The organism is Methylophaga pinxianii, assembly GCF_020447225.1.
Taxonomy (GTDB): Bacteria; Pseudomonadota; Gammaproteobacteria; order Nitrosococcales; family Methylophagaceae; genus Methylophaga; species Methylophaga pinxianii.
Map to the genome: position 1 here is coordinate 73,824 of NZ_JAJAEO010000189.1, position 19,650 is coordinate 93,473.

General features: G+C 46.0%; 22 protein-coding genes. 15 read left to right on the plus strand and 7 right to left on the minus strand.

Going from position 1 to position 19,650, the window contains the following annotated elements; genetic code table 11:
• Positions 1-2: 2 nt before the first annotated feature.
• On the plus strand, positions 3-389 hold the full coding sequence (locus LGT40_RS15725) for a YciI family protein (protein WP_226073429.1): 387 nt from the start codon (positions 3-5) through the stop codon (positions 387-389).
• A 142-nt stretch (positions 390-531) separates the two neighbouring features.
• Positions 532-873 (plus strand): zinc ribbon domain-containing protein YjdM, encoded by a 342-nt coding sequence (locus tag LGT40_RS15730; RefSeq protein WP_226073426.1) that lies wholly within the window; start codon positions 532-534, stop codon positions 871-873.
• 58 nt (positions 874-931) lie between these two features.
• On the opposite strand, the gene LGT40_RS15735 is transcribed toward LGT40_RS15730, so the two are convergent.
• Positions 932-1,174 (minus strand): DUF4282 domain-containing protein, encoded by a 243-nt coding sequence (locus LGT40_RS15735; RefSeq protein WP_226073424.1) that lies wholly within the window; start codon positions 1,172-1,174, stop codon positions 932-934.
• A gap of 236 nt (positions 1,175-1,410) precedes the next feature.
• On the opposite strand from LGT40_RS15735, the gene LGT40_RS15740 reads away from it, so the two are divergent.
• From LGT40_RS15740 to LGT40_RS15750, 3 genes are read left to right on the plus strand one after another with little or no spacing between them, the layout of a single operon-like run.
• Positions 1,411-2,742 carry a paraquat-inducible protein A gene (locus LGT40_RS15740; protein WP_226073422.1) on the plus strand — a complete coding sequence of 444 codons (1,332 nt, stop codon included), beginning with the start codon at positions 1,411-1,413 and terminating at the stop codon, positions 2,740-2,742.
• On the plus strand, positions 2,743-4,416 hold the full coding sequence (pqiB, locus tag LGT40_RS15745) for an intermembrane transport protein PqiB (RefSeq protein WP_226073413.1): 1,674 nt from the start codon (positions 2,743-2,745) through the stop codon (positions 4,414-4,416).
• 12 nt (positions 4,417-4,428) lie between these two features.
• On the plus strand, positions 4,429-5,016 hold the full coding sequence (locus LGT40_RS15750; protein ID WP_226073411.1) for a PqiC family protein: 588 nt from the start codon (positions 4,429-4,431) through the stop codon (positions 5,014-5,016).
• A gap of 46 nt (positions 5,017-5,062) precedes the next feature.
• On the opposite strand, the gene LGT40_RS15755 is transcribed toward LGT40_RS15750, so the two are convergent.
• From LGT40_RS15755 to LGT40_RS15775, 5 genes are all read right to left on the minus strand, one after another.
• Positions 5,063-6,424 (minus strand): NAD-dependent succinate-semialdehyde dehydrogenase, encoded by a 1,362-nt coding sequence (locus LGT40_RS15755; RefSeq protein WP_226073409.1) that lies wholly within the window; start codon positions 6,422-6,424, stop codon positions 5,063-5,065.
• 15 nt (positions 6,425-6,439) lie between these two features.
• On the minus strand, positions 6,440-7,699 hold the full coding sequence (gene doeA, locus LGT40_RS15760; RefSeq protein ID WP_226073407.1) for an ectoine hydrolase: 1,260 nt from the start codon (positions 7,697-7,699) through the stop codon (positions 6,440-6,442).
• Entirely contained in the window at positions 7,696-8,976 is a 1,281-nt protein-coding gene (locus tag LGT40_RS15765; RefSeq protein ID WP_226073405.1) for an aspartate aminotransferase family protein, read from the minus strand. Before LGT40_RS15765 ends, doeA begins: the two co-directional genes overlap by 4 nt.
• Positions 8,977-9,010: 34 nt before the next feature.
• Entirely contained in the window at positions 9,011-10,186 is a 1,176-nt protein-coding gene (doeB2, locus tag LGT40_RS15770; RefSeq protein ID WP_226073403.1) for a N(2)-acetyl-L-2,4-diaminobutanoate deacetylase DoeB2, read from the minus strand.
• A gap of 236 nt (positions 10,187-10,422) precedes the next feature.
• On the minus strand, positions 10,423-11,163 hold the full coding sequence (locus LGT40_RS15775) for a ferredoxin--NADP reductase (protein ID WP_226073401.1): 741 nt from the start codon (positions 11,161-11,163) through the stop codon (positions 10,423-10,425).
• A gap of 209 nt (positions 11,164-11,372) precedes the next feature.
• On the opposite strand from LGT40_RS15775, the gene LGT40_RS15780 reads away from it, so the two are divergent.
• From LGT40_RS15780 to LGT40_RS15815, 8 genes are all read left to right on the plus strand, one after another.
• Entirely contained in the window at positions 11,373-12,014 is a 642-nt protein-coding gene (locus tag LGT40_RS15780) for a 2OG-Fe(II) oxygenase (protein WP_226073399.1), read from the plus strand.
• Positions 12,015-12,017: 3 nt separating this feature from the next.
• Positions 12,018-12,386, plus strand: a complete 369-nt coding sequence (locus tag LGT40_RS15785) for a YidH family protein (protein ID WP_226073397.1) — start codon at positions 12,018-12,020, stop codon at positions 12,384-12,386.
• A 10-nt stretch (positions 12,387-12,396) separates the two neighbouring features.
• Entirely contained in the window at positions 12,397-12,729 is a 333-nt protein-coding gene (locus LGT40_RS15790; RefSeq protein WP_226073395.1) for an SMR family transporter, read from the plus strand.
• Positions 12,730-12,867: 138 nt separating this feature from the next.
• On the plus strand, positions 12,868-15,126 hold the full coding sequence (locus LGT40_RS15795) for a lipopolysaccharide kinase InaA family protein (RefSeq protein ID WP_226073393.1): 2,259 nt from the start codon (positions 12,868-12,870) through the stop codon (positions 15,124-15,126).
• Positions 15,127-15,277: 151 nt separating this feature from the next.
• Complete coding sequence (locus tag LGT40_RS15800; protein WP_226073392.1) at positions 15,278-15,523, plus strand: DUF6868 family protein; 246 nt, start codon at positions 15,278-15,280, stop codon at positions 15,521-15,523.
• A gap of 191 nt (positions 15,524-15,714) precedes the next feature.
• Positions 15,715-16,128, plus strand: coding sequence for a nucleoside diphosphate kinase regulator (gene rnk, locus LGT40_RS15805; protein WP_226073382.1), 414 nt, complete (start codon positions 15,715-15,717; stop codon positions 16,126-16,128).
• On the plus strand, positions 16,112-17,203 hold the full coding sequence (locus LGT40_RS15810; RefSeq protein WP_226343220.1) for an META domain-containing protein: 1,092 nt from the start codon (positions 16,112-16,114) through the stop codon (positions 17,201-17,203). Before rnk ends, LGT40_RS15810 begins: the two co-directional genes overlap by 17 nt.
• Positions 17,204-17,205: 2 nt before the next feature.
• Positions 17,206-17,445 carry a putative signal transducing protein gene (locus tag LGT40_RS15815; protein ID WP_226073378.1) on the plus strand — a complete coding sequence of 80 codons (240 nt, stop codon included), beginning with the start codon at positions 17,206-17,208 and terminating at the stop codon, positions 17,443-17,445.
• On the opposite strand, the gene ribF is transcribed toward LGT40_RS15815, so the two are convergent.
• Positions 17,446-18,378, minus strand: a complete 933-nt coding sequence (gene ribF, locus LGT40_RS15820; RefSeq protein WP_226073376.1) for a bifunctional riboflavin kinase/FAD synthetase — start codon at positions 18,376-18,378, stop codon at positions 17,446-17,448.
• Between the two features lie 125 nt (positions 18,379-18,503).
• Between ribF and LGT40_RS15825 the strand changes: the two genes are divergently transcribed.
• Both LGT40_RS15825 and ispA read left to right on the plus strand, forming a co-directional pair.
• Positions 18,504-18,749: an exodeoxyribonuclease VII small subunit gene (locus LGT40_RS15825; protein WP_226073374.1), complete on the plus strand. Its 246-nt coding sequence runs from the start codon at positions 18,504-18,506 to the stop codon at positions 18,747-18,749.
• A gap of 26 nt (positions 18,750-18,775) precedes the next feature.
• Positions 18,776-19,642: a (2E,6E)-farnesyl diphosphate synthase gene (ispA, locus tag LGT40_RS15830; RefSeq protein ID WP_226073649.1), complete on the plus strand. Its 867-nt coding sequence runs from the start codon at positions 18,776-18,778 to the stop codon at positions 19,640-19,642.
• Positions 19,643-19,650 lie beyond the last annotated feature (8 nt).

Sequence of the window (19,650 nt, forward strand, 5' to 3'; positions counted from 1 at the left end):
AAATGAAATATCTGGCTTTGGTGTATTACCAGGAACAAATCATGAATAAAATGTCCCAGCAGGAATGGGACAGCCTCAATCAGGAATGTATGGCTTGTGGTGAAAAGCTGCGAAGCAGTGGGCATATGCTGGATGGCTCAGCATTGCAATCGGTCGAGACGGCCACTACAGTTCGGGTACGCAATGGCAAAGTGACGGTTACTGATGGTCCTTTTGCTGAAACCAAGGAACAACTTGCCGGGTTTTATCTATTAGATGCTCGCGATATCAATGAAGCTATCCAGCTGGCCGGAAATATTCCACCAGCACGATACGGCAGTATCGAGATCCGTCCGGTGCGTGAATTGCAGACTGAGCAAAATAGCAGTGGTGGTCAAGGAGTCCCCTAATTCATGACACAAAAGATGCAAACCTGTCTGTGGTCTAACTGCAACATCAGACAATTAGGCGGGGGTTAAAGCGCATTTATCAGCAAAAAAACGCCTGCTGGCGTACTATAGCGCGCTATGCCAATATGGTCTGGAGTGTAAAATGAGCGATTTACCTGATTGTCCGAAATGTGATTCCGACTATGTCTATCAAGATGACCATATTTTAATTTGTCCAGAATGCTCTTATGAGTGGACGGCGGATACAACGACGGATAAGAGTGAATACTCAGATGAAATTCGCGATGCCAATGGCAATATTTTGCAGGATGGCGATACGGTTACAGTGATAAAAGATTTAAAAGTAAAAGGTTCTTCGCTGGTAGTAAAAGTCGGCACAAAGGTCAAAAACATCCGCCTGGTTGATGGCGATCATGATATTGACTGCAAGATAGATGGTATTGGTGCCATGAAACTGAAATCACAGTTTGTAAAAAAAGTCTGATCGATCGGTCATGCCTCAACAATTCAAGGGCTCTATAAGAGCCCTTTTTTTGTGTCACTTATTTATCCGCCAGTTTTTTCATGTTTTCATTGATTTTAAATAAGACGATCAATAATTCACACCATATGCGGGCTCCTACGGCACCCGCCAGCACAGTCATTATTCCCATCAACAAACTGCCAAAACCTCCCGCGAACATCATGCCCAGTCCAGAAACCAAAGCGGCACCTAATAATAACCAGTAAACCAGAGTAATGATTTTTGGGGTAAGCATGGAATCGAAAAACAAAATATCTTTCACGTACACCTCTCTTTCAGAATTGAACACCATGGAGATGACAGGTTATTCCCTCCATGCATTTAAAAAGGCTTTGTACACACCCTTTTTCATTCGACTATAGATAATCATATTGCTGTAAAGTAGACAAAAAGTATGAACTCAATGTCCTTCAACCTGCCTAAGCACCATATCAATAGCTAATGCGTATAATGCCTGTCTAACCCTTGAATTTCTTGACTGACGTCACGGAAAATGAATTGAAACCAATCATCACGCTCAATAAAACGCCAGCTGAGATTGCCCCAGCTTCACCGGAAAGCCGTGTGTCATTAAGAAGAATGCGAGCTTGTCATGAGTGTGACTGGGTTGTGGTCTTACCGGCTTTGCGCCCAGGTGAACATGCGACCTGTCCACGTTGTGGGCATATTCTGGTCCGTCGGCATTTTCGTCCCGCGCAACGCAGCATGGCCTTAGCCATTAGTGCACTTATTGCCTTGATATTGGCAGTCTCATTCCCCTTCGTCAGTTTTGAAGCCAGAGGTATTGCAAACAATATTGAGCTGACTCAAACCGCCACCAGCATGATTGGTTTTCACCAACCTTTGGTCGCACTGATTGTGGCCTTGACTATCATAGTACTGCCGGCTGTGTATTTAAGCGGTGTGATCTGGTTGCAACTGGGTTTACTCAGAGCAGATCCCTTTCCATTCAGTCGAGGCATCGCCCGCTCCTTATCACATATGCATCCCTGGATGATGGCAGATGTATTTATTATTGCTGCTTTGGTCAGTCTGATAAAAATTGCCGGTATGGCCCATATTGAATTAGGCGAATCATTCTGGGCATTTTGTGTATTTGCGATTTTGTTATTAATGACAACCCGCTCAATTGATGCCGATTGGATGTGGTTTTCGCTGGCTGGCGAACCACAGGCGCCTAAAGGTATTCATACTGGTGAAACAGCAGCGTCTCAAGGCTTGGCGGGTTGTTCAACCTGTGGCCTGATTAATGAACTCCCGAAATCTGGACATGGCCACTGTCGTCGCTGCGGTGAACCTTTACATCTGCGTTTACCCCATAGTTTACAACGTACCTGGGCATTACTGGCTGCAGCCATTGTGATGTATATTCCAGCAAATGTTTACCCCATCATGACGACCACCGTGCTGGGACAAAGCAAGCCGGCAACGATTATTGGTGGCATTATTGATTTGTGGCAAAAAGGCTCATGGCCCATTGCCGCTGTCATTTTTTTCGCCAGTATTTTAGTGCCTGTATGCAAAATGCTGGCTTTAGTCTGGCTGTCCTATGTCGTGCGTAAAAGCAGTGATCTGAGTGCTACTACTCGAACTAACTTATATCGAATCACTGAATTTATTGGTCGCTGGTCCATGGTAGATTTGTTTGTAGTCGCTATACTGGTGGCGTTAATCCGTGCTGGTAACTTAATGTCTATTACACCTGGTCCGGCAGCCTTAGCATTTGGCGCTGTGGTCATTTTAACCATGCTAGCGGCGATGACATTTGATCCACGTCTGATTTGGGACGCTCCCAAAACAGGCAAAAACAGCACCCCAAGGAAACTGTGAATGAGTGATTCACCTGTCTCTAACGACGAAAACCTGACTGATCAACATCGAGCAAAGTCTGGCAGACAGTCTCGACTTTCACCCATTTGGATCGTACCGATAGTGGCGTTCATGATTGGCTTGTGGCTTATTTATGATAATTACAGTCGTATCGGCCCCAGAATTACCTTAACCATGGCAAATGCTGAAGGTATTGAAGCAGGCAAGACCATGATTAAAACGCGCAATGTGGATATTGGTCAGGTTGAACAGGTGCGTTTATCAGATGATTTAACTCACACCTTAATCATTGCGCGTATTAACCCGGAGGCCGAACCGATGCTGGTCGATGATTCCAGGTTTTGGGTCGTTAAGCCACGTATTGGTCGGGAAGGTATTAGCGGATTAAATACAGTTCTTTCGGGCGCGTATATTCAATTACAGCCCGGTAAAAGCAGTATCGAACAACGTGAGTTTGAGGTTCTGGAACAACCGCCTATTTCAACTCTGGGTGTGCAAGGCTTGCGTATCAACCTCATCAGTCAACTCGGTAACTCTCTGCGTGTTGGCGATCCCGTCACCTATCAGGGATTTAATGTGGGTCGTGTTGAAAGCGCTGAATTTGATAGTGAAAAGCGAGAAATGCGGCATCAGTTATTTATTGAGAGTCCTTATGATGTGCTGGTGACCGAGGGCACCCGTTTCTGGTCCGCAAGTGGTGTCGATTTAAAACTCGATTCCGAAGGTTTTAAAGTGAATATTGCCTCATTAGAAGCCTTGTTAGGTGGTGGCGTTACATTTGGGGTGCTGGAAGATTTACCGGTGGGTTCACCAGCCCAGGCTGATAGCATTTATACCCTCTATGGTGATGAAGAAAGTGCCCGGCAGGAAGCTTATACACAATATCTGGAATATGTATTGTTGATCGAGGATACCGTTCGCGGGCTTTCAAAGGGTGCTCCAGTTGAATTTCGTGGTATTCGTATTGGCACAGTATCGAGTGTGCCGTGGAAATTTACCTCGCCTGAACGCAATGCCCAAAGCGGCTTCGCGATTCCTGTTTTGATTCGTTTGGAACCTCAGCGGTTGGGTGGTACTGAAAAAGTCGATATCGACGAATGGAGAGCCCGCTTTGACCGAATGCTCAATGCTGGATTAAGAGCCACACTCAAATCAGGTAATCTGTTGACCGGTTCATTATTTGTTGACCTTAACTTTCAGCGTGATGAAACCAACGAGTTCGTTGCCAGAACATTTGAAGGACATCAGGTTCTGCCAACCAGTTCAACCGGACTAGCTCAAATTGAACTGAAGGTCTCGAATTTGCTGGATAAACTCAATCAACTGGAAGTTGAGCCGATTCTGACGGGTATGGACCGTAATCTGGAAAGCTCTGAAACGATGCTGAAGGAAATCCGTGATTTGACGACCAGTATTCAGACCTTGGTCAATGCTTCAGAAACGCAGGAAATTCCTGCCAATATCAATCAGACACTGGCAGAAATTCGTACCACGCTGCAGGGCTTGTCCCCCGACTCCTCCGCTTATCAGGAGATGACCAATACCTTACAACGCCTGGAAAAATTGCTTCGTGACATTCAACCAGTAGCCAGAACATTGGGCGAACAACCCAATGCACTGATTTTTGATCGTCGAGATAACAGCGACCCTTTACCCAGAGCCCCCACTGAATAATCAGGATATCCCATGTTGATCACCCTCAATAAATCGTTCATTAGTTTTCTGTTTATGCTGAGTCTGGTGGCTTGTGCGTCCAAACCAGTTAATACGCAAAAATTTACTCTGCCTGATAACTCACAAGCCACTACGCAAGTTTCAGCCAATACTGACAAGGTTTTGGTGATTGGTTCGATAAAACTCGCCGAATTTCTCGACAGTGAACGCATTGTGCTGCAACTGGACGATATCACGCTACATCAAGCCAAGGAGAACCTCTGGGCAGAAAACCTCGAACAGCAAATCCGCCGTGGTCTGCGAAGCCGATTAAGTTCACAGCTTCAAAAGACTTTGGTGGTATCAGATAACCGCGGACTTAAACAGCCGTCATGGACCTTACAGCTGGATATTGAACAATTCCAGGGTCATTTTGCCGGTATGGCTATCACCAGCGGACAATGGCAACTGCTGGATGCTCAGGGGAACCTGATTACAATGTCGCCATTTACGATTGAAACCACTCTGACCGCGGATGGTTATCCAGCGCTGGTTCGTGCCTTAGGCAACAATCTGGACAAGTTGGCCGAAAAAATTGCTAACGAAATACCGCATCGGTAAATAAAAAGGGATGAAACAATTGTTTCATCCCTTCTCTCTATCAAACTTACTTAATCCAAACCTGTTTGGTATTCACAAATTCACGGATTCCGTGCGGACCCAGTTCTCGACCATAACCTGATCCTTTTATGCCGCCACTTGGTAGTCGTGGATCTGTTTTGACAATACCATTAATAGCCACCTGACCTGATTGAAGCTGCATCGCCAAATGGGAAGCCAGTTGGCTATTTTTAGTCCAAACGCTGGCACCCAGGCCGAACTCGGTGTCATTCGCCATTTCGAGTGCATGTTCGTGATCGTCGGCTTTTATCACCACCATTATTGGCCCAAAGGTTTCTTCACGAAACGCACACATTGTGGGCGTCACTTCGGTCAACAATGTTACCGGGTAAAAAAACCCATCAGTATCCGGTAATTCGCCGCCCAATAGACATTTCGCACCTGCAGCAACGGTGTCTTCCACCTGTCTGTGCAGATTCAATTGCAGATCTTTACGCGCAATCGGGCCAATATCAGTATTAGGCTGCATGGGATCACCCAGCTGCAATTTGCTCAGCCGTGTTAACAGTAAATCCACAAAGTGATCATAGATTTCAGCCTCGACAATAATCCGCTTGGCTGCAATACAGGATTGGCCTGCATTAATAATCCGCGATAAAGTCACCACATCTGCCGCTGCCTCCAGATCGGCATCTGCCAGAATGATGCTGGGATCAGATCCACCCAATTCGAGTACACAGGGTTTAATTTCACTTCCGGCGATCTCGGCTACTTTCTTGCCTGCACCACTCGAACCGGTAAATGAAACCGCCATAATGCGAGGATCTCGAATAGCTAATTCCACTTCCGGTGTTTCAAGCGGCAAATTCACCATAATATTTTCAGGTGCACCGGCCTTTAGAAAGGCATTGGCAATCGCTTGTGCCGTTTGCGGCACATGAGGATCATGTTTGACAACACAGGTATTACCGGCCATAAGAGCTGGTGCCAAATAGCGGAAAGCCAGCCATAACGGGGCATTCCACGGTAAGATACCCAATAATGTGCCTAACGGCTGATAGCAGACATAGCTTAATGATGCATCGGAAGCTAATTCCTCTCTGGCTAAAAACCGTTCAGCATTATCAGCATAGAATTCAGCACAAAAAGCGGCTTTTTCGACTTCGGGGACGCCCTCTTTGATGGGTTTTCCCATTTCTAAGGCCATCAATTGTGCCAAATCATGTTTTTCTGCACGTAACTGTTTAGCCACAGCTCTAAGCACTTCGCCACGTTCACTGAAACTGCGATCACTCCAGTCGGCAAAAGCGGCATTCGCCTCTCCGATCCGGGCATACATTTCGTTTTTATCCAAGCTCGGAAAACTGTCTATTTTGTCTCCGCTATACGGATTGGTTGCTGTTAACATCGGAACCTCTATTATTTAACTGGCAGATTGCTGGGCGCGCTCAATTTGTTTATCGGCTTTGGCTGCATTTTTAGGCTTGTTATCCAGGCTAATGAGCTTTTGTTTGCCTTGATCCGCTTTCACCACGAAGTCTCTATCCATGGTGAAGAATGACTCGCAGCCATCTTCGGTAATGTGGATGGTGTCAGAAATGCCACAGGTTTTGTCGCCATCAACACCCCACATCCATGGAATAATATGAAACGTCATGCCCGGTTTCAGCACGGCAGATTCCCCTTGTTTAAGACTGACGATATACCCCTCGTCCCAACTTGGGGGAAAAGCAATACCGATGGAATAGCCTGAGCGAGTTACCAGCCGCGCCCCGATATCATTTTTGGTAATAATGTTGCGGATCATATTATCGGCATCCGATACCGTCATGCCTGGCTGAAAATTCTTGTGCACGGCATCCAGTGCCATTTTCATAATCTCCTGAGCCTTATACATTGACGGGCTCAGCTTACCGAGAACAATAGTACGCATCATTGCCGTGTGATAACGTCGATAACAGCCGCCGACTTCAAGAAAAACATGTTCATCCGGTTGGACAATACGCCCCTCCCAGGTAGCATGACCTATCATGGTCCGTGGACCAGAAGTCACATATGGCATCACGGCTGGCGGCTCACCGCCAGCTTTGAACATTGCAGCGCTGATGGCAGCACCTATCTCATTTTCTGTGACCTCCGCCTGCACCGCTTCAATACCTGCTTGCATACCAGCTTCAGTGGCTCTGGCTGCATTTTGCATCAAGGCAATTTCCATCGGCGATTTACAGACCCTGCCTTCCTCGACAATGCCAAAACAGTCTAATAATTTACCGTCTGTTAGTGTGGTATGGATGCAATCCTGATGATAGGCGGGAAAGAAATAACTGTTCCTTTCATAACCAATACGTTTTTTGTCCAAGCCAAATTCACGTAGTGCATCCACCAGCATCTGAATGGCATCCCCGGTATCCGGATAAGGCCGGGTAATTTCTACCCAGGTCCGATGAATGACATTCGATTCTTCCAGCTTACGGGTAATCATGAACGGTTCATCTTCCAGCGGCACCACCAGTGCCTGGAAGAATGAGTAACCCGTAGTCTGATAATCCGTCAGATACATGATGTTTTCCGGATCCGAAATCACCACTGCATCCATATGACGTTCGGCAATACGTTCACGTAACTCGCGTAGGCGTCGCTCGTACTCTTCAAAGGGAAAAGTCATGTCATCGCGATGTCTCATGCGGCTTCCTCCATCTGCATGACTTTTTCAGTCACTTCCACCAGAATATCCAAACCTGCCTGGAGATCTGCTTGTGGCGTGGTTAATGGCGGAATCAACTTGACCACTCTTCCACCAGTGCCACAGCTCGCAATCATCAATCCGGCATCAAAGCACTGATTGACTATCGCCTTGGCGCGGTCACCACTGCCGACGTCTAATCCCAATATCATGCCTTTTCCGGTGACATTGATCTGAGAGTGCCGCTCAGCAAGCGGTGCCAATGCTTCAGCCATTTTTTGGCCATTGGCTTTTACCTCAGCCATTAACTCCTCATCATCAAAATAAGTCAGTGCCTGATCGCCGGCAATAAAGGAAATGTCCTGGCCTCTGAAGGTCCCTGTATGCTCACCGGGAGACCAATGCTTATCGATCTCCGGTTTAACCAAGTTCATCGCCATGGGCGTACCCATTCCACCGATACCTTTCGCCAGGCAAATAATGTCCGGATCAATATCCAAATCATCAAAACTGAAAAATGAACCGGTGCGACCTACCCCAACCTGAATATCATCGATGATAAGCAACGCTCCGACTTCTTTTGCAAGTTTTTGCAAGGCTTGCAGCCATTCCTTTGAAGCAACCTTGACACCACCTTCTGCCTGGATGGTTTCCAGTAAAAATGCTGCTGGTGGAGCAATACCGCTGGAGCTGTCCTGATAGATTGCTGTGAGTTGTTCGATGCTGTTCATGCCACAGCCTAATTCACAACCGGGACAAACTTCATCACAACCAAAAGCAAAATGTTTGACGTGATTTAACGGCACACCTGCCGCATTTCGGAAATATTGATTCGCCGTCGCACTCAAAGCGCCCAGTGTCATCCCATGAAAGCCATGACTGAAGGCCACAATATCCTGACGTCCAGTGACTCGTCTGGCGAGTTTCATGGCAGCTTCCACCGCGTTGGTTCCGGTTGGCCCCATAAATTGCATTTTATGCGGCATATTTCGAGGTTTAAGAATAGTATCAGTGAAGTGCTGCATAAATTGCCGTTTGGCGGTGGTATGCATATCCAGACTGTGGGTCACACCGTTGGATTGGATGTAATCCACCACCGCTTTTGTCATACGCTGATTGTTATGACCAAAATTCAGCACCCCGGCACCGGCAAAAAAATCAATGTATTCTTTGCCATTTTCATCGGTTTGCCGTGCATTGAGTGCCGTATCAAAGACCACCGGATAAACTCGGCAATAGGCTCGGATATCAGACTCTCTTTCTTCAAATATACTCATTAAATACTCCTCTTGAACACGTCACTGTGACGATTTAGGGCAGTTCCTCCGGAACAGGGACGCCAACTCCAACCAGGCGCGAAAACAATCGTGTGACCACAGGTATCAGACGATCATTGAAATCGTAATGTGGACTGTGACAGGGCACCTGATGCTCAGGCCCGTCATCACTGCCAATCAGCGCAAATGCGCCGGGGATATGTTGCAGGTAATAACTGAAATCTTCCGAGGCCATAATTGGTGTTGCTGTGACAAAATCCAGTGAATCTGCACCATTTACCTCCTGCCATAAACGTCGCATTTGTGTGGCTTGTAAGGGATGGTTAATTGTTGCATCGTAGCGGGGGAAATGTTCCACCTCAGCGACTACGCCATAACTTGCTGCAGTTTGCTGACTTATTTCGGTAATCAGTCGATATATCTCATCCCGTATCTTCCTGTCAGGGACCCTGATGCTGCCACCCAGAATCGCATTTTGTGGAATGACGGTTGGTGCACTGATGGCTTCAATAGAAGTCACACTGATAACGGCGGCCTGCTGAGGCGCTAATCGTCGACTTATGATTTGTTGCAAGTTGAGAGTAATGGCACTGGCCGCTAATACGGGATCGCGGCATAACTCCGGTTGACTGGCGTGCCCACCTTGACCATGCAGTGTTATTTTAAATGTGCCGTTACCACACATGACCAGACCATCCGGACAAAGCATCTGACCAAACGGAATTGCCGGCCAGTTATGCCAGCCATATATCTCGTCAACCCCATCCAGTGCGCCATCCTTAATCATTTCTCTTGCACCATGCCCACCTTCTTCGGCGGGCTGGAAAATCAGGCTGACCGGGCCTTTCAGTTGTGCTTCGTGATATTTAAGCCATTTTGCCGTCGCTAATAAAGTCGCAGTATGGCCATCATGACCACAGGCATGCATACATCCATCATTCATCGAGCTCCAGGCTTTTAACGTCGCTTCATGAATTGGCAAGGCATCCATATCACCCCGAAGAGCGATATGCGCCGCCGAACCATTGGGGTTGAGAATACCGACCGTACCGGTGCCGGCGCATGTGCGCCAACTAATATTCAGCGCGCTGAGAATTTCGCGCACACGTGCCGCAGTGCGATGTTCCTGCCAGCCCATTTCGGGATTGGCATGGAATTCACGGCGAATTGTTTCAGCTGTGGTGATGGTGTCTTGCCAGACATCTGACATGAGCCCTCCCCTGTTTTGGACCGAACAACAAAATTGTCGGCTGATCCGTTTTAAACCTTAATTAGGTTCACATTGTGTCTTTTTAGTGCAATTTGCAATGCCATTCGATGATGTTGCTTGATAATCAGCTTCAGACTGTGAAACAGCAATTGCTATGCCACTTGTGACTGGTGCTTCGTTGTTTTGGTTCAAAATAGCGCGATTTTTCAAATGGCACCAGCCAGAAGATGGCAACACTACCAATACTTTTCGATACTGATATGCCCTGGTTCACGACGACTATGTTTTTTAAGTCCGCGCTGCAACAATACAGCCATCGTGTCTTGCACCATGTCTGGATTACCACACAACATCACATGGCTGTCTTCATCGATGCGACTACCGGCACGTATTTCCAGTTTATTGTCCATGATTGCCGCTGGAATACGCCCGGATATTGCATAATCACAAGCTTCCCGACTGACCATCGGAATATAACTGAACTGGTGAGAATGCGTTTCGGCTACGTGACGAATAACTTGCTGATAGGCCAGTTCTTCCATGTATCTTACCGCGTGGACCAGGGTAATACGTTCAAACTGTTGCCAGACTTCAACTGTTTTAATAATCGACAGAAAGGGGCCAATACCGGTACCGGTAGCCAGTAAAAATAGTTTTTTGGCCGCGGGTAATTGTTTTAAGGTCAGAAGGCCTGCGGCTTTAGGGGCTACCTTAATGGTGTCACCTGCTTTCAGTGTTGCCAGTTTTGTTGATAATAATCCACCCGGTACAGCAATAAAGTAAAAATCCAGTGGCTGTTCATCTGGCGCATTCACCAATGAAAAAGGTCGACTGACTTCTTCACCTTCAATATCGAGGGCCAAACGAGTGAATTGTCCGGCTTCAAACTTTTCGATAGGTGCGTCAACCCTCAGCGAGTGCAAGGTGGATGTCCATTGTTTATTTTCTACAACACGGCCTTCATTCCACTTTGTCATGCATATCTCCAGTTGAGTAATTTAACGAAGCAGGTTTACAGCTAGAGACCATATCAATATCTGTGGGGTTGCAGCAAAATAGAATCTATTGACTTTATCCGGCTCAAAGCTGAAACACACTGGGCGAATTTGGCTTCAGTCTGATTGTTAGACGGTTTTGTATTATCATATGATGCAATAACATTTCTATGCATTAATGAGAAACTCCTATGAATTCAGTGCTGGATATGCAGGCGTTAAGAGCTGCGACAGTAAACTCCACTCCATTTCCTTTTTTCAAGGTCGAGCGTTCGATCCGGCAAGAAGTGCTGGACCAGATCATTGGTGATTTTCCAGACATTGATGATGGGGGCAGCTTTAACGTGGATGATGTCCCCGTGAATGCGGATTTCAAAGCATTTTTGGAGTCAATCGACAGCCCTGAATTCAGACAGCTTATTTGTGAAAAATTCGATGTAAAAGTGATGGATCTTCCAATGTTGATGACATTACGCGGATATTCCAGACAAAAGGACGGACGTATTCATACTGACTCCAAAACCAAGCTGGTGACTATTTTGATTTATCTGAATGAAAGCTGGGATGCGGCCAATGGGCGTTTACGTATTTTAAATAATGCGCATGATATGGATGACTATGTGGATGAAATCAGTCCCGGCCCGGGCTCATTGGTCGCGTTCAAGGTCACGGATAACTGCTGGCATGGCTATCCAAGTTATGAGGGTACTCGTCGCTCTATTCAAATCAATTTTCTGACCAGTGAAGCAGCCGGAAACAAACATCGTTTTTTCCACAGATTAAGCGCCAAAGTCAAAAACTGGTTAAGAAAACGCAAAGTGAAGGTGGCTTAATCAATGTCATATCTTCAGGACCCCCGCGTTTTATTTGCTGCAGAACGCACATTATTGGCCTGGAACCGCACCGGTTTGACGTTTATCATGTTTGGCTTTTTGATTGAACGCTCAGGCCTGTTAATTGAGGTATTATCGAAGGGTGAAAATTATCTGAACACCACGATGACCTTTGTCATTGGTCTGGCTTTTATCCTGCTTGGCAGTGTGACAACTGTATATGCTGCCAGACAATTTCAACGTGTATTAAAAACCCTTGGTGAAGCAGAATTTCCCAAGGGATATCGGACGCAATGGGGCGTCGTTGTAAGTTTAATTGTTGCGTTGCTTGGTAGCTTTTTAGCTATCAGCCTCTTTCTCACCTACAACTGAGTCCCATGTCATGTCTAAATGGTTATTGTTAAGTATTGCGATCATCGCCGAAGTTTTTGGCACCAGTTTTTTGAAGGCGTCAGAGGGGTTTACCAGGTTCTGGCCCTCTGTGGCTGTTATCCTTGGTTATGTTGTCGCGTTTTATTTTTTAGCTTTATCGCTGAAAGTCATCCCGGTCGGTATCGCCTATGCCATCTGGGCCGGCATTGGAGTGGTATTAATTGCTCTGATAGGCTGGATTGTATTTAGTCAGAAACTGGATGTGCCCGCCATTATTGGGATATCCATGATTTTAGGTGGAGTGGTGGTATTAAACCTCTTTTCCAATAGCTTGACGCATTAACCACATTCAATATTGGTCATGCTGAGCAGTCCGTCGTTACCATTATAGGGTGACTTGAAGATCATTCGCTCCTGACCTGATTACGATTTTTTTATGCTTTAAAGCCCAATGAAGGGCAAAATAACTTTCGGATTTTTTATGAGCTCGTCAGACCCATCGCAAAACAAAATTGAGAACGGCCCGTTAATGGATGCCAATTCACTGGGTAATGCATTGCGTTATGTTTTTGCGGGTCGCCTGGCGTTACCTGATGGACATCTTCCCGAAGCAAAACATGTTGTTCCGGAGGATTTTGTCGGTGTGGGTGTCACCACCTCTGAAGACCCGGCAGTGGATGATTATATCTTGCAGCAATTGACTGAACTGCAGATTAAACAGGTACGTCTTGATTATACTTATGGTGATGAAGGTGGGCCTGTTACACGTTTACTGGAGCGCTTGTTAGCCACTGACATTAAGGTCTTACTGCATTTGGTACAACCGTTTACCGAAGCACAGCAGATGAAAACCGGTAGCGCTCAGTTACGTTGGCGCGAATTTGTACAAACTGCTGCCAGTCGTTTTGGTTCACGCGTGTCAGCGATTGAAGTGGGTTCAACCAGTAACCGTCGTCGTTGGGCGGGTTATGATACCGAAAGTTTTTTTAATACCTGGCGTATTGCCTACGAGGAAATAAAGTCTCGTCATATCAAAATTGCCGGACCCAATATCTCCGACTTTGAGCCATTGCATAACATTGCGGTATTAACCCGTTTACGGCGTGAGAATCAACTTCCGGATATCCATACCAATAATTTGTTCAGCGAACGCGTCACTGAGCCCGAGCGTTTTGATCATCGTATTTTTGGCACAAAATTAGCCATGCGACTGAAGGTAAATCTGGTCAAAAAAGCGCGCATCTTAAAAAAGATTACCAAAGACTTCGGTGTGAAAGAGTTTATTTCACCTGCCGCATTCTGGACCTTGCCACGTATTCATCGTGTACTGGTAAATGGAGAGGAAAAACAGGCTGATTATTTAAGCCGATACCTCACGCTACTGGCCGCTTCTGGTGCAATGCAACAGGCATATTGGGGGCCTTTCATCTGCCATCGTGAAGGATTGATTGATGATGGCTATGAAACCTACCCGGACTTGGAGCGAATCACACACTATCGTTCCGTATTGGGTCAACGTCAGGACTTTCGTTTACGCCCATCCTTTTATGCAATGAAAAACTTTATCCGACTGATACCAGGCAGTTTGTATGAAGGCCCTTTAGCCACTGCTGAAGCCATTGAAGTCCACGCCTTTCGCAATAACGACAAGTTGATCCATGTGTTATGGACAGCCAATGGTCAGGCCATGCCCATGCATGCGTTATATGCCCCGACACAGTTGGAGAGTGCTGAAATTATTACCCGTGACGGCGTCATGGTTGTTGAAAAACCAGAATTTGTTACCGAAACCCCCATTTTTATGTGTTGGGCTGCTGGTACTAAAATCGAATTGAAGGCCAGTCCAAAAGCACGTGAGAGAGTATCTATCTATCGCCATGCCACGGGTCAGAATCTCTATGAATTTGAGCAGGATGGCTGGAAAGGCCTGCTATTAGCCGAGAATGCAGAACAAGCCACGCAATTAAAACAGAAGTTACATCCTGCTTATTTGCCTAAAGCAAAGGAAACAAATACTTTGCGGAAAGCACGTAACGTTATTTGGAGAATAGATGATCTGCTGGACAAGCCGATCGTTGCCAAAAAACCTTTACGTATGCCACCGCACAAATTGTTGTTGGATAAATTTAAACCCTGCAAATCCAAACGCAGTTGGAATGCTGCAGCCGAATTATTGCGCCGCGGTATTCCTACGGCCTTGCCTATCGCCTACTTTGAGCGTATTGACGATAAGAGCTTGACCGAAAATTATTACCTCTGTGATTTGGTTGATCATGATTTCTCTGCTCGAGAAATTCTCACTGCCTTTAATGAAGGGGCAACTGAATATCAAGGCGTCAACGAGGACGACCTATACCAGCAGTTAAGTTATTTTCTGCTCGATTTACATGGCCGTGGTGTGTTTTTTCGGGATCTGGCTGGTGGTAATATCCTGATCAAAAAGCAAGCTGACGGTAAACTGGATTTCACCCTAATCGATATCAATCGGGCACGTTTTTTTAATCGATATCTGACATTGCCTGAGCGCCTTTCTGATCTCACAAGAATCTGTAACAAATTACATTTGGCAGGTCGAGAAAAACTGGTGGGACACTACTTACAACATACCAAGTATAAGTTGCCATTTAATTTTCGCTGTCGGGTGCCATTTTACCTTTATGATTTCAAAGTTAAATTCAAGCGGCGCTATGGTCGTAAAGCCATTAAACGCCTGTTCAATAAACTGCGTGGTCATGAATAGAAATCGGTCACTTTTATTCAGCTGCAACTCGGCGTAAATTAAATCCTGCTTATCTTTGGTTTCTATCAGCTTGAATGGAAATCAACCACATCGTTAATCGCGATGAAAGACAGATAGAACCTGACGTTCTGTTAATCAGGAGGTGTCCGCTATGACGCTGGAAAACATGACTTTAGTCTGGGGTTGGGCGACTGCTCTCAATTACTTGGTCTTTCTCCTGTGGGTGACGATCTATGCGACGGCAAGCCAGAAAATTTACCGTTTGCACAGCCGTTGGTTTACCCTGAGTCAGCAGCAATTTTCCCAACTGCACTATCTCGGAATGATGCTTTATAAGTCAGCCATATTTTTGTTTTTACTGGCACCTTATATCGGTTTGAAATTTGTGCCATCATAAGCCTGCCTGTTTCAGGGTCTGTATAACAATCTTAGCTCCGGTTCTTAAGGGGTTATGATTGAAATTGAGGCGATTATGAAAGCGAACAGGCTCTGACACACCGATTATTTCCCTCAGTGACCCCAATAATGCTGTCAAAGTCTGACGGTATTTTTTTGTGCGTCTATAAATTTGTTGAATGGAGTTTTATTGTGAATACGCAACCTGACATTATCATTTCTGAACTCGATTACGAGCGTATCGACAACTTGCTACACGCTTCTGCTGGAATCCCAGCCAATATCCGGGCGGCTTTGGAAACCGAGTTGGAACGCGCTGAACTGGTTGCACCACAACAGATTCCAGCAAATGTTGTCACAATGAATTCAACTGTTAAATTCTCCGTTATCTCAAGTGGGATAACTTTTACGTTGAAATTGGTCTATCCGAAGGATATGGATGATTCAGGAAACACCATTTCTATTTTAGCTCCGGTTGGCAGTGCCATGCTGGGCTTGAAGGAAGGTGATGAAATCAGTTGGCCCGATGGTAATGGCGGGATATTGCAGGTCAGAATCGAATCTATAGAATATCAACCGGAGCGTGCAGGTGAATTTCACCGATAACTCCGATCAAATGCGTCTGGAGTTCAATATGCTTAAAAAGTGGTTGGTCCTAGTGTCGATTGTGTTTTTTAGTGCATGTAGTCCCGAGCAATCTGATAAGCAGCGTTTGATTATTGAAGGCTTCCCAGTCAGCTACAGTGGCACATTGCCCTGTGCTGACTGTCCAGGCATTAATTATCGGCTCAATTTATTTGCTGATCACAGCTATTATCTGCAATTACATTACCTGGAATCTGGCGATAATTCGACGTTTTACCAGCTGGGTCAATGGCAGCAACATACTGATCAGCTTAGGCTGCTTTCAGATGATCCGCAGCAAACAGCCTTTCAGATAGAGAAAGATGGCAATATCCGATTACTGGATCAGGAGTATGTGTCAATTAACACCTCACTGAACTATGAGTTGCAACGAGATGACACCTTTCAGGCGGTATATCCGGTCATGCAATTTCATGGCATGTATAGTTACATGGCCGATAGCGGAATTTTTTCTGAATGCCTGACTGGGCAACGTTGGTTTGTCGCACAGGAAGCAGACAATGCTGCGCTTGAATCGCTGTATCTTGAATATGCAGAAGAGACGAACCAAGCCTTATTGGTAGAAGCGACCGGTTATATTGAACCACGTGCCAATAGTGACACGGGCGTGATGCAGCCTACTTTGATCGTCACCCAAGCCGATGATATTTGGCCAGGGGAAACCTGCGGTAAATTAGGCTATAACGAAAACCTGCTTAATACCTATTGGAAGCTGACCCGGTTGAATGATGAACCTATCGAGGTGTATGAGCAGCAAAGAGAGCCTTCACTTATTTTGGCCAGTGAGGAAAACCGCCTGTCTGGATCCGATGGTTGCAATCGGATTATGGGGGGCTATCAACTTAGAGAAGATAAACTTAAATTCAACCGGATTGCCAGCACCATGATGGCCTGCCCTCAAGGAATGGAAACTGCACAAGCATTACATTTCATGCTGGAAAAAGTCCGCTACTGGCAAATTGAAGGTCAGCACCTTGAACTGGCCGATGTAGATGGAAATGTGATGGCTCGATTCGAAGCGGTACACCTGCAATAGCCATGCAATTGATTTTTCGTGCATCAAATATACTTGAAGCCCATATTCTCGCAGGATTGCTGGATACACACGGTATTGAATCCCATGTAGCAGGGCATTACCTGCAAGGCGCAGTAGGTGACCTCCCCGCCAGTGATTTTGCGCATGTTTTTGTGAGCAATGAAGATGCTGAAGCTGCTAAAAAACTCATCAGCGATTATGAAGATGGCAAATTTGCCGATGACGGCACTCGCAGCGATTAGCTAAGCAGCAAAATAGTTCTTTGCTTGCGCTGAATCAATATGAATCTGCTCAATAAGCTGTTCCAGATTGGCAAATTTATGTTCATCGCGGAGTTTTTTCAGAAAGTATACCTGGACATGTTCTCCGTAAATATCACGTTGAAAATCAAAAAGGTGGACTTCCAGTAACGCCTTATCACTTCCTGAAATAGTGGGCCTCACGCCAATATTGGCTACCCCGTTCACGGGTTCTTCATCTATGCCGTATAGTTGGACTGCATACACCCCATTCAGTGGCACTTTTGCCCGATGCAAATGGATATTGGCAGTGGGATAGCCCATTTTGCGACCACGTTTATCGCCATGTGCTACGCGACCACTCATCCGGTATGGGCGGCCTAATAATTTTTCGGCTATTGCCAAATCCCCATCCTGCAAAGCTTCACGAATACGAGTACTGCTAACCCGCATATTATCGATGGCAAAAGTATGCATATTGACCACCTGAAAGCCATGTAATTTGCCAAACTGCTGTAATAAGGCAAAATCACCTTGTCTATCTTTGCCAAAGCGGAAATCATCTCCAACGACGAGATAGCGCACATTCAATCCTTCCACCAATAATTTTTGAATAAAGGTTTCGGCTTGCATTTCCGCTAGTTGACGATTAAAACGTAAAACACAGAGTTTTTCGATTGAATAAGCCCGAAGTGCCTCCACTTTTTCTCGAAATCGCGACAACCGGGCTGGCGCTTTTTCCGGCACAAAGTATTCAAACGGCTGTGGTTCAAAAGTAATGACTATGGCAGGCAAGTTAAGCATATCCGCTTTCATGGCCAGTTGATTCAGCACAGCCTGATGTCCCAGATGTACGCCATCAAAATTACCGATTGTGGCGACACATCCTTCAGCGGGATCTGGCAAATTGTATAAGCCGCGGATGATTTTCGGCATGAACAGTTTCAGTGTAAAAGTAAAACGCAACAGACTAACGGGAAATTAGCAAACATTCCAGCGGGCACGTCAGCTTCGATTAACTTATAATGTGCCGTTAACGCGAGATTTGTACAGAGGCCTATATGGTGGCAAAACGCAAAAAACTTGATTATGAGGCGGCAGTCAGTGAACTTGAATCACTGGTAGAGCGCCTGGAAAAAGGTGATATCAGCCTTGAAGAGTCATTAAAACTCTACGAACGTGGCGTATTACTTACCCGTGATTGTCAGGAAGCCTTACAAGCTGCGGAACAAAAAGTACAAATGTTATTACAACAATCCGGCCAGTCTGACCTAGTGGATTTTGATCCAGATTCCGAGGCATCGTGATACAACCCTTTTCACTTTTTGACTGGATGCCAGTGCATCAGCAACGTATTAGTCTGGCCTTGCAACAACAATTACCCGACCCGAATGCAGTCGCGGCCGCCAGGTTAGCTGAAGCCATGCACTATGCCACATTAAATGGCGGAAAACGGCTGAGAGCCATGCTGGTTTACGCAACCGGAGAGGCTTTCAATGCCGACCTTGAAGCACTGGATGCAGCAGCCTGCGCTGTCGAGATGATTCATGCCTATTCACTGGTGCACGATGATATGCCCATGATGGATGATGATGATTTGCGGCGTGGTAAACCGACTTGCCACAAAGCCTATGATGAAGCTACGGCGCTTTTAGTCGGTGATGCGTTGCAAAGTCAGGCTTTTGAATGTCTAACGAATAACGATTTACCTGCCACTCAGCAAATCGCCATGGTGAAATGTTTAGCGCAAGCTTCTGGAGTCATGGGTATGGCGGGCGGTCAAGCCATCGACCTCGCCTCAGTCGGAAAGCAACTGAATCAATCGAATCTCCAATCCATGCATTTATTGAAAACCGGGGCGTTAATTAAAGCGAGTGTGCTTTTGGGGGCTTATTGCAGCTCAAATTACCAGCCTGCCGACTTGAAACATCTGAGTGATTATGCAGATGCTATTGGTTTGGCATTTCAAGTACAGGATGATGTGTTGGATGTGATTGCTGATACTGCTACATTAGGTAAACAACAAGGTGCGGATATTGCTCGTAATAAACCCACCTACCCGGCATTGATTGGGCTTGAAGCCGCGCAACAGAAAGCGCAATTGCTGGTTAATAATGCATTGGATGCACTGAATAATCTGCAAAATCAATGTTTAGCTCTGCGGGCACTGGCAACATTTGTCGTGCAACGATCCTTTTAATCACGCTG

What these genes read in the sequence shown, in the direction of transcription:
- LGT40_RS15725 (WP_226073429.1), top strand. Translation starts at nt 3, where the DNA reads ATGAAATATCTGGCTTTGGTGTATTACCAGGAACAAATCATGAATAAA.
- LGT40_RS15730 (WP_226073426.1), top strand. Translation starts at nt 532, where the DNA reads ATGAGCGATTTACCTGATTGTCCGAAATGTGATTCCGACTATGTCTAT.
- pqiB (WP_226073413.1), top strand. Translation starts at nt 2,743, where the DNA reads ATGAGTGATTCACCTGTCTCTAACGACGAAAACCTGACTGATCAACAT.
- LGT40_RS15750 (WP_226073411.1), top strand. Translation starts at nt 4,429, where the DNA reads ATGTTGATCACCCTCAATAAATCGTTCATTAGTTTTCTGTTTATGCTG.
- LGT40_RS15755 (WP_226073409.1), bottom strand. Translation starts at nt 6,424, where the DNA reads ATGTTAACAGCAACCAATCCGTATAGCGGAGACAAAATAGACAGTTTT.
- doeA (WP_226073407.1), bottom strand. Translation starts at nt 7,699, where the DNA reads ATGAGACATCGCGATGACATGACTTTTCCCTTTGAAGAGTACGAGCGA.
- LGT40_RS15765 (WP_226073405.1), bottom strand. Translation starts at nt 8,976, where the DNA reads ATGAGTATATTTGAAGAAAGAGAGTCTGATATCCGAGCCTATTGCCGA.
- doeB2 (WP_226073403.1), bottom strand. Translation starts at nt 10,186, where the DNA reads ATGTCAGATGTCTGGCAAGACACCATCACCACAGCTGAAACAATTCGC.
- LGT40_RS15775 (WP_226073401.1), bottom strand. Translation starts at nt 11,163, where the DNA reads ATGACAAAGTGGAATGAAGGCCGTGTTGTAGAAAATAAACAATGGACA.
- LGT40_RS15780 (WP_226073399.1), top strand. Translation starts at nt 11,373, where the DNA reads ATGAATTCAGTGCTGGATATGCAGGCGTTAAGAGCTGCGACAGTAAAC.
- LGT40_RS15785 (WP_226073397.1), top strand. Translation starts at nt 12,018, where the DNA reads ATGTCATATCTTCAGGACCCCCGCGTTTTATTTGCTGCAGAACGCACA.
- LGT40_RS15790 (WP_226073395.1), top strand. Translation starts at nt 12,397, where the DNA reads ATGTCTAAATGGTTATTGTTAAGTATTGCGATCATCGCCGAAGTTTTT.
- LGT40_RS15795 (WP_226073393.1), top strand. Translation starts at nt 12,868, where the DNA reads ATGAGCTCGTCAGACCCATCGCAAAACAAAATTGAGAACGGCCCGTTA.
- LGT40_RS15800 (WP_226073392.1), top strand. Translation starts at nt 15,278, where the DNA reads ATGACGCTGGAAAACATGACTTTAGTCTGGGGTTGGGCGACTGCTCTC.
- LGT40_RS15815 (WP_226073378.1), top strand. Translation starts at nt 17,206, where the DNA reads ATGCAATTGATTTTTCGTGCATCAAATATACTTGAAGCCCATATTCTC.
- ribF (WP_226073376.1), bottom strand. Translation starts at nt 18,378, where the DNA reads ATGCCGAAAATCATCCGCGGCTTATACAATTTGCCAGATCCCGCTGAA.
- LGT40_RS15825 (WP_226073374.1), top strand. Translation starts at nt 18,504, where the DNA reads ATGGTGGCAAAACGCAAAAAACTTGATTATGAGGCGGCAGTCAGTGAA.
- ispA (WP_226073649.1), top strand. Translation starts at nt 18,776, where the DNA reads ATGCCAGTGCATCAGCAACGTATTAGTCTGGCCTTGCAACAACAATTA.